This window comes from Actinomadura sp. KC216 (genome assembly GCF_004348535.1).
Lineage (GTDB): Bacteria > Actinomycetota > Actinomycetes > Streptosporangiales > Streptosporangiaceae > Spirillospora.
The window spans coordinates 1-9,352 of sequence record NZ_SMJX01000315.1; the positions used below are offsets into that span (position 1 = coordinate 1).

Below are 9,352 nucleotides of genomic sequence, written 5' to 3' on the forward strand. Positions count from 1 at the left end.
CATCCCGCAAGCACCCGATGACCAGCCCGCCCTACCGCTGCCGACGCTCGGGGAGGGGAACTGACATGCTCACCGCGGTCACCCGGATCAAGATCGTCGCGTTCGCCGTGATCGCGGCGCTGGTGGTCGGCCACATCGGCGTCACCTACGCCGACCTCGGCCGCTACGTCGGGATGCGCGGCCACTACACCGTCCGGCTCGACCTCGCGACCACCGGCGGCCTGTTCGAGGGGTCCGCGGTGTCGTACCGGGGCGTCACCGTCGGGACGGTCGGCGCGCTCGACCTGTCCCAGGACGGCGTCATCGCCGAACTCCGCATCGACGACTCGGCTGCGAAGATCCCGGCGGACCTCCAGGCGATCGTCGCGAACCGTTCCGCCGTGGGCGAGCAGTACGTGGACCTCCGTCCCCGCGCGCCGTCCGGGCCCTACCTGGCGCAGGGCAGCACGATTCCGCGCAGCGCCACCGTCACGCCGGTGCCGGTGAACGAGACCCTGAAGAGCGTCAACGACCTGGCCGCGTCGCTTCCGCTCGACGACGTGCGGGTGCTGATCGACGAGCTCGGGCTGGCGTTCGCCGGGCAGGGCCCGCACCTCCAGCGGCTCCTCGACACCAGCGCCCGGTTCGTCGCGGCGTCGGACGCGGCGTTCCCCGACTCCCGCGCCCTGATCCACAACGGGCGGGCGGTGCTGCGGACGCAGAACGAGATGTCGGACGCGTTCAGGTCCTTCGCGGCCGATTCCCGCCTGCTCGCCCGGCAGCTCCGCGACTCCGACACCGACCTGCGCAAGGTCATCGCCTCCGGCCCCGGCGCGGCCGGCGAACTCTCCCGGCTCCTGGACGACCTGGACCCCGCCCTCGGCGTCCTCCTCGCCAACCTCCTCACGACCGCGCGGGTGGGGGAGCCCCGCCAGGCCGCCCTTGAGGAACTGCTCGTGAACCTGCCGAAGGTCGCGGGCATGGGCTCCACGATCGTGTCCGGCGGCCGGATCCGGCTCGGCCTGGTGAACACGTTCTTCAACCCGCAGCCCTGCACGCGCGGCTACGGCGGGACCCGCTACCGCAACGGCCTCGACCTGTCGCCCGCCCCCGGCTTCAACACGGGTGCGCACTGCGCGGAGAGCCCCGGCAGCGGCATCAACGTCCGAGGCACGGCGAACGCGCCGCGCAAGGGCGTCCCGCCCCCGGCCAGGCCCACCGACCTGCGGACGCTCCTCGGCCTGGGAGCCCCGGGATGATCCGCTGGATCCGACCGGCAGGTCACGTGCTCACGGCCGCCGCCACCGCGTTCCTGTGCCTGTCGCTCTGGTCGCTGTTCCAGTCCGGACGGGGCGCCGACCACGATCTCGCCGCCGCGCGGGACGAGGTGAGCCGGACGGCCGTCCGCGATCTCGCGCTGCTCACCAGCGTCGACCCCAAGGTCGCCGAGCTCGACCTGGCGCACTGGCTCGACGTCGCCACCGGCCCGTTCCACGACGCGCTCGAACGCGACATGCCCAACGCGCGCGCGAGGTTCGCCAAGCAGAAGGCGCCCTCCCAGGGACGTGTCACCGCGCTCGCCGTCACCGCCCTCGACCGCACCGCCGGCGAGGCGACCGTGATCGCCTCCGTCAGGATCCGCACCGGCCCGTCCGGCGACGCCGCGCAGGGCACCGAGCAGCGCGAACGCTACGAGGTGGGGATGCGGCGCGTCGGCGGCGTGTGGAAGATCAGCTCGCTGAGGCCCCTGCCGCCCGGGAGGAGCACGCCGTGAGCGTCACCGGGAAGGCGCGGCAGCGGGCCATCGTACGGAGGTGGTGGCCGGTGGCCCTCGCCCTGGCGATCTCCCTGTCCGCCTTCGCCGTGGACGCCTGGGCGGACCGGCGGCGCGAAGGCTCCCCGGCCGCCAACCGCGCGCTCGTCGACCGGGGCCGCACCGGCGAGGTGATCGCGGACGTGTCCGCCGACGTCGCGCGGATCTTCACCTACACCCACGCCGACCCCGCGGCCACCGAGCGGGCGGCGCGCGACGCCCTCACCGGCCGCGCCACCGCCGACCACCGCCGCCTGTTCGGCCTGGTGAAGCAGAACGCCCCGGTCATGAGGCTCTCCCTCACCACGAAGGTCGCGAAGGCCGGGCTGATCGAACTCACCCGCGACGGGACGGCGGCGGTCCTGCTGGTCGTCCTCGACCAGACCGCGACCCGCGGCGGCAGGCCCACCGGCCCGCCCGTCGCGGCGCAGCTCATCGTCACGGCCCGCCACGACGACCGGCACGGCTGGCGCATCAGCGACCTGCGGGCCGCCTGAGAAGGAAAGGGGTGGAATCCAGGTGACCAAGACCGCCGACGATCCGGTGCGGTCCCGCCACCGTTCCCGGGATCGGGATCGGGATCGGGATGGGGGCCGGGGCCGGGATCGGGATCCGCTGATCGGAGTGGCCCTGGCGGTGACCGTGGCCGCCGCTTCGGTGTGCGCGTGGTTCGGATACGCGTATCGCTCCGCGTCCGGCGACGACTCGCTGGCCTACGCCGCCGAACGCGACCGGGTCCTCGCCGCCGCCGATCAGGCGATCGTCAACCTCAACACCCTCGACCACCGCAGCGTGGACGCGGGCCTGAAGGTCTGGCAGGACTCGTCGACCGCCCAGCTCTACGACGAGATCGTCCAGGGCCGTGCGCGGCTCAAGAGCGATATCGAGAAGGCCGGGACGACGAGCTCCGCCAAGGTTCTGGAATCGGCGCTCACCGAACTCGACGCCCGTGCCGGAAAGGCCGCCGTCATCGCCGCCGTCACCGTCACGATCACCCGTTCCGGTGCGGAGCCGGTGAGCAATCTGCGCAGGTTCGCGGGGCAGCTCACGAGAACGTCCTCGGGCTGGAAACTGTCGGCCCTCGGCCAGGCCCCGACCGGAACACCCTGACGAGGAGCGGCACCCCATGGCAGCAGCGATCAGCACGCTCGGACGGGCGGTCCCCGGCTCCGGCCGCAGCCGCACCGTCGTGTTCCTCGGCGCCCTCGCCGTCGTGTTCGGCGCGGCCGCGGCCTGGCTGCACGGCCAGGCCGCCGAGCTGACCGGCGCGGCGTCCGCCCGCAACGGCGCGCTCAGTGACAACGGCCGCACCGCCGAGGTGAAAGGGCAGATCACCACGGCGGTGAACACCGCTTTCTCCTACAACTACGCCGATGTGGCCAAGACTGAGAAGGCCGCACAGGAAGTGCTCACGGGGAAGGCCGTCCAGCAGTACAACCAGCTCTTCGCGCTCGTCCGCCGGCAGGCGCCCGGGCAGAAGCAGGTGCTCACCACCACGGTCACCGAATCGGCGGTCAAGTCCCTTTCAGGCGACAACGCCCGCCTGCTCATCTTCGCCGACCAGCGCAACACCCGCACCGACAAGAACCAGACGAGCTACTCCGCCGCCGCCTTCGCGGTGAACGCCGTCAACGTCAACGGCCGCTGGAAAATCAGCGACATCGACACCATGGCGCGGTGACAATGGATACGAGATCGAAAACTCACCTGATGACAATCGTCCAAAGAAATGCCGAAAAGGCCGCGATAAGTATTGATGAAGAGGTTACCGGCGCGTATCTTAAAGGTGGTCGCAACGGCGAGACAGGGTGGCCCTTCTCCGGAGCCGGCATTCCCTGCCGATTCCGGAAGGTCTCGCCGCGACTTCCACGCCCCCCTCCAAAAGGAGTTGCTCCTGCACAAAACGCGGTCAGTGTCCCCACTAAAAACAAAAACCACCCCTGAGGGAAGCAGAAACTGGCATGCGAAAGCTCATCCGTACCTCCATCACCTCGGCCGCCGTCGTCGCGGCCGGCGTCGGCCTGACCGCGGCCCCGGCCCTCGCGGACGCGACCTGGACGGTCGTCAACGGCGGTTCGATCACGGCGTCCAACGCCGGGAACGTGATCGCCGAGAACCTCACCACGGGGGCGGTCGTGACCTGCACGGACTCCACGGCGAACGCCACCGTCCCGAACAAGTCCGGCGGCGCGAACCCGCTCGGCTCGGTGACCGGCGTGACGTTCTCGACCCCCGCCAACCCCGACGGCTGGTGCGACGGCCCGGGCGGCCTGTTCGTCCACCTCATCCCCGAGAACCTGCCCTGGACGCTGGAGGGCACCAGCTACACCGCGCCCGAGACGACCGGCAGGCTCACCGGTGTGAAGGCGCGGCTGGAGGCGGACGACGGCTGCGTCGCGACGATCACCGGCCCGGGCGGCGGCACGGGGACGGTCGACGGCAAGTACAACAACGCGACCGCGAACCTCACCGTGCTCGGCGGCACGTCCAACGATCTCGAAGTCGCCACGGTCAACGGGTTCTGCGACCCGCTGCTCATCAACCCGGGCGACAAGGTGAAGCTCGACGGCACCTACCACGTGAACGAGTCCCCGGCCCCGCAGATCAGCAGCCCCTGACACGCGCCGGTCCGCCCGTCCGGCCTCGCCGATCCCTGACGGGGGCCGTGCCGGCGCACCGGCGCGGCCCCCATCCCACGATGAGGACCACATGCACCTGACGCCCAGACGCGCCGCGTGGACGGCCGGGATCACCGGCTGCTGCACGGCTGCCGGACTCCTCGCCGGGCCGCCGCCCGCCCGCGCCGCCCTCGCGGCCGAGATCCCCTACACCTGCGCGACCGACGTCGCGGTGCACCGGGTGACGGTGCGGGTGGCGGGCGGCCGGACACCGGCGCGGGCTTCGGCGGGCGAGGCGATACGTCCGGGAAGGGTGTCCCTGGATCTCGCGGTCCCGGAGGCGCTGGAAAGGGAGATGCTCCGGGACGTCCCGGCCGCGGAGGCCCCGGCCACACCGGCCACACCGGCCGCGAGCGGAATGCGGCAGGACGGGACGGCACGCCTGACGGGCGTGGCGAACCTGTCGGTTGTCGTCTCGCAGGGCGGCCAAGGGGCGGAGGAGACGAACTGGCCGGTCTTCCACGTCCGCGAAAGCGGCGACGGGACCGGCCCGCTGCGGCTCGCTGGAGAGGGACCGGTGCCGGGCGTCGTACCCCCGGCACCGGGCGGCGTGACCTGGACCGCCGCCCGCCTGGCCTTCGCGCTCACCACCGAAACGGGCGGGACGACCACATCGAGCCCGGCAATGGTCTGCACACCCGAACGAAAGGTGATCCTCGGCTCGGTACCGGTTAGTCCGGCACGCAGCGGATCGGCGGGCGACACCACCCCGTCCGGGCAGTCCGCAGCCGGAAGCGCGGAACGCCTCCCCGAATGCATCCGGGTGCCGGATTACAGAACCGACCCGGCATGGGATTTCAACGAGGATCCGCGGCTGCTGGACGTCTTCGACATCCCCTCGCTCCCCGACCCCAAGGGCGCGGAGAACTGGGTGGAGAACCCGGCCGACCCGTCCCGCCGCCGGGGATCGCCGTACTGCATCCGCGCCGCCGGATTCGCGAACGTCAAGAAGGTCGGCGCGGCCACCCCGGTCGCCGCGCTCACGCTGCTCCGGCGGGCCGTCTACGGAATGGCCCCCAACCGCAACACGGGCAACACGGCCAACTACTTCCAGCAGCGCGGCTATTTCAACACCGAGACGATGCCGTCGACCGCTTCGGTGCTCTCGTTCGGCTTCATGCCCACCACCGCGACCGCGACGGTGCGGCAGGTCGCCCCGCCCGGCCCCGGCTCGACCGGCCTGACCACCGGCAACCTGCGAACGGACCTGGCGCTGAACGCGGGCCGTCCCGGAGCCAAGCGCGACGGTGTCGAGATCGGTGACGAGACCTGGACGAAGGCGTTCGTCCAGATGGGCGTCGGGGAGACCTCCGTCAACGGCGTCCGGCTCGACCTGGGCGCGGAATGCGGAACCTCGCCCACGATTCTCTCCCTCAACACGTTCACCGGCGATTACCGGACCGGCCGCCTCAACATCACCGACGGAAGCGCCCTCACCGGACACATAGAGATACCGAAGTTCACGAATTGCGGCGTAGGAGAGGACCTCAGCCCGCTCCTGACGGCGAGCATCTCGGGGCCTGGAAACTACGTCCAGATCGAGTCCGGCCCTTGGTGCAACACGAACGTCTCCACCGAGAAATGCGACGAGACCACGGAACCCATGACCTGGACCGTGACTCCGGGCGGGCCGGTGACCATCACCCAGGCGCCGCTGGTGCTGACCGGCCCGGCCGGGTCAGAGCTTCGCTGCGAATCCCTCGTGATGAAGGGGAAGCTCAGGGAAGGCCACTGGAACAGCCGCTTCGTCATCGGGAAGTTCGGCGACGTGCGCTTCAACGGCTGCACGCAGCGCACCGGCACCCGGACGAGCCCGGTGGAACTGGCGGCGGTCGGCACGCCGTGGGCCTTCAGCGTCAACGCCGCGAATCCCGACGGCACCGCCTCGGTGCAGATATCGCGGGTCTTCTTCACCGCGGATCTGCCCGCCGGGCAGGGCCAGGGCCTCTGCAGGGTCCGGTTCGGGGCCAGGGACGCCAACCTGCCCGACGAGAAGCCCGCCGAGATCCAAGGGGACTACGACAACGCCTCGCACGGCTTCCCCGTCCAGGCCGGTGCCCAGCTGAAGATCAACGGCGCCGGATGCGCGACCCCGCCGCCCGGATTCGAGGTCGGGTCGCTGCACGCGCTCGGCGGCGGCGCCTACGTCTTCGACCCCGCCCAGAAGATCACCCAGCCCTGACGGCTTCGACTTCGACCACCGGCGACCTGCTTCGGACGCACCCCCCACGTCGAAAGGACAGCCCCCGTGAAGACCCCACTCAAGAGAACCGCCCGAATCGCCGTTCCGGTCGCCGTCACCGCGACCGCGCTCACCCTCTCCGGCGGAGCCCTCGCACAGGCGTCCCCGGCGACTCCGGCGGCCCCGGCCGCTTCGACCCTGGCGGACGACCCCATCCCCACCTTCGACTTCACCGACTGCCCGACCCTCCCCGCAGGGTCGGCGCCCAGATCGTCGCTCTGCTTCAACGCCGTCGTCACCAGCGGCCAGATGGTCCTCGGGAAGTTCACGCAGAACCTCACCAAGCCCATCAGGATGACGTTCGCGACCGCCTACAACCCGGAGACGCGGGTCCACACCCCGGTCTTCGGACGGATGCGCTCCGACAAGATGCTCGTCATGCCGGGCATCTTCGGCGACCCGATCCTCACGGCCGTCTACGCCAGGCCGGAGTACGCCGGCGGGTTCGACATCAAGAACTTCCAGGTCAAGCTGTACCTCAAGGTCCGGCTCACGAACCCGTTCCTCGGCGGCACCTGCCTGATCGGCGACGACTCCGACCCGATCAGGCTCGACCTGATCACCGGCACCACCAGCCCGCCGCCGCCCAACACCCCGATCACCGGCAAGCCCCCGGTGATCATCGGCACCGACGGCACCACCGTGACCCGGTCGCTCGGCCATGTCGACAACTCGTTCTCGGTGCCCGGCGCCCGCGGCTGCGCCCTGGACATCGGCCTGGTCAACCAGATCGTCAACAGCCAGGCGGGCGTCCCGTCCGCCGCGGGCCGCAACACGATGATCTTCAACGAGTACGTCGGCTACCGGACGTACGCCACGCTGCCGACCTGACCCCGCCGCGGCCGCCCCCTGAAAGACCGGGCCGCGCCCGCGAGCCGACCACCCCTGCGGGCCCGGCCCGCGCCCGCCCGGCGGCCATCCCGCCGGGCGGGTGCGAAAGGAGGCGCGAACTCGACGCCGAGTGTCACGACGGATTGACAGAGCGGTGAATTTGCGTTTTCTTTACCTTGATATCTGACACAAGTGATCTACCTTCAATGTGGTTCGGCTCACATGACGCGGGGGGCGTGCAGGGGTCCCTCGCTCGGCGCGCCTTCGACGTCCCGCCGTACCGCCGACCGTCCGGGACGCCGGGCGCCCCTCCCGGCGACACGCCAGGGCCCGCGACGGCGGCGTTCTCGGAGGTGTGCCGATGGCGCAGACGATGACGCCGGGGGTCGTGCGGCGGCGGACCAGGCTGCCGCGCAGGCTGGCCGTGCTGATGCGGCCGGAATTGCCCAGCCTCGCGCAGGAGATCGTCCATGAGGTGCGCGGGACCATTCCCGAATACGGCCGCCAGCTCAAGGGCCCCTATGTGGAGGCGCTGCGCATCGGCGTCGAGCGCGCACTGACCGATTTCGTCGAGCAGGTCGCGAACCCGCTGGCCCCGCGCGAGCGGCACTTCGAGACCTACCGGCGGCTCGGCCGCTTCGAGGCGCAGGAGGGGCGGACGCTCGACACGCTCCAGTCCGCGCTCCGCCTCGGCGCGCAGGTCGCGTGGCGCCGCATCATGAAGGTCGGCCCGCGCAGGCACCTGTCGCCCGAGGTCATGGCGCAGCTCGCCGACGCGCTGTTCGCCTACATCGACGAGCTCGCCGCGCTGGCGCTGGAGGGCTACCTGGACGCGCGGCCGGAGGGCGAGGCCGAGAGCCACCGGCGGCGGCTGCTGGAGCTGCTGATGCGCCCGCTCGGGTCGCCGCGCGTGCTCGCCGATGCCGCCGGGCGCGCCGGATGGCAGATCCCGGACGAGGTCACCGTGGTCGTGGCACCGCCCGGCGCGCAGTACGTGCGGGCGGCGCTGGAGGACGACGTGCTCGCCGACCTCACCGCGGCCGAGCCGTTCCTCGTCGTGCCGGGCGTCCTGACCCCCGAACGGCGGCGGGCGCTGCTGCGCGTCCTGCCGGACGGGCGGCTCGTCGCGGGACCCGCGGTCCCGCCCGGGCACGCCGCCGACTCGCTGCGCTGGGCGCGGCAGGCCCTCGGGCTGGTCGAGTCCGGGGTGCTCGGGGACGGCCCGGTGACCGACTGCGAGGACCACCTGATCACGCTGCTGCTCCTCTCCGACCAGGCCCTCATCGATCAGCTCGCGCGCCGCCACCTCGGCGGGATGGCGCAATTCAGCCCCCGCCAGCGGGACCGGCTGCTGGACACGCTGCGCGCCTGGCTGGTGAGCCGCGGAACGGCCGCCGGAATCGCCAAGGAGCTCGATATCCATCCGCAGACCGTCCGTTATCGGATGCGTCGCCTCGAAGAGATCCTGGGCGACCGGCTGACCGATCCCGACGCGCGTTTCGCGATCGAGGCCGTGCTGCGCGCGAAGTGGCTACGTGATCATGCGACGGCGGAGAAACGAGCACTTGTTGACAATCGGGGAACGTCGGATCGTCGCATCATCAGCAACTGACACGGACCTTGACGCGCGGGGTTGAATGATCTCCGCGCCGCATGCTTCCATCCGATTGGACGCAATTTCGACGGGATGGTCGCGACGCGGCGGAGGTGTTTTCAGCGTGGGCTCACGATCGGCCCGTTCGGTCCTGGCGGGGCTCGCGGTCACCGTGGTCATGGCAGTGGCGAGCGCGCCCCCGGTCATCGCGGAAC

9 protein-coding genes are annotated in these 9,352 nt (G+C 71.2%); all 9 read left to right on the plus strand.

Translation table 11 applies throughout. The features are described from left to right. Nucleotides 1–1,238 (plus strand): MlaD family protein (locus E1264_RS34850; RefSeq protein ID WP_243711350.1); only part of this gene is annotated, 1,238 nt, incomplete at its 5' end. Continuing rightward, the gene (locus tag E1264_RS34855; RefSeq protein ID WP_132180482.1) at nucleotides 1,235–1,753 is read left to right on the plus strand and encodes a hypothetical protein; all 519 of its coding nucleotides are present in this window, start codon (nucleotides 1,235–1,237) and stop codon (nucleotides 1,751–1,753) included. The genes E1264_RS34850 and E1264_RS34855, both read left to right, overlap by 4 nt. Then, a complete protein-coding gene (locus E1264_RS34860) occupies nucleotides 1,750–2,289 on the plus strand; it encodes a hypothetical protein (protein ID WP_132180484.1) in 540 nt (179 codons plus the stop codon). The genes E1264_RS34855 and E1264_RS34860 overlap by 4 nt, the downstream gene beginning before the upstream one ends. Before the next feature lie 127 nt (nucleotides 2,290–2,416). Beyond that, nucleotides 2,417–2,902 carry a hypothetical protein gene (locus E1264_RS34865; protein WP_243711351.1) on the plus strand — a complete coding sequence of 162 codons (486 nt, stop codon included), beginning with the start codon at nucleotides 2,417–2,419 and terminating at the stop codon, nucleotides 2,900–2,902. A 16-nt stretch (nucleotides 2,903–2,918) separates the two neighbouring features. Continuing rightward, nucleotides 2,919–3,473 carry a hypothetical protein gene (locus tag E1264_RS34870; protein WP_132180486.1) on the plus strand — a complete coding sequence of 185 codons (555 nt, stop codon included), beginning with the start codon at nucleotides 2,919–2,921 and terminating at the stop codon, nucleotides 3,471–3,473. A 280-nt stretch (nucleotides 3,474–3,753) separates the two neighbouring features. Beyond that, a complete protein-coding gene (locus E1264_RS34875) occupies nucleotides 3,754–4,410 on the plus strand; it encodes a hypothetical protein (protein ID WP_132180488.1) in 657 nt (218 codons plus the stop codon). Nucleotides 4,411–4,501: 91 nt separating this feature from the next. Then, complete coding sequence (locus E1264_RS34880; RefSeq protein WP_132180490.1) at nucleotides 4,502–6,652, plus strand: DUF6801 domain-containing protein; 2,151 nt, start codon at nucleotides 4,502–4,504, stop codon at nucleotides 6,650–6,652. A 66-nt stretch (nucleotides 6,653–6,718) separates the two neighbouring features. Further along, a complete protein-coding gene (locus E1264_RS34885) occupies nucleotides 6,719–7,543 on the plus strand; it encodes a hypothetical protein (RefSeq protein ID WP_243711352.1) in 825 nt (274 codons plus the stop codon). Nucleotides 7,544–7,904: 361 nt separating this feature from the next. Continuing rightward, nucleotides 7,905–9,155 (plus strand): PucR family transcriptional regulator, encoded by a 1,251-nt coding sequence (locus E1264_RS34890; protein WP_132180492.1) that lies wholly within the window; start codon nucleotides 7,905–7,907, stop codon nucleotides 9,153–9,155. Nucleotides 9,156–9,352: the final 197 nt, after the last annotated feature.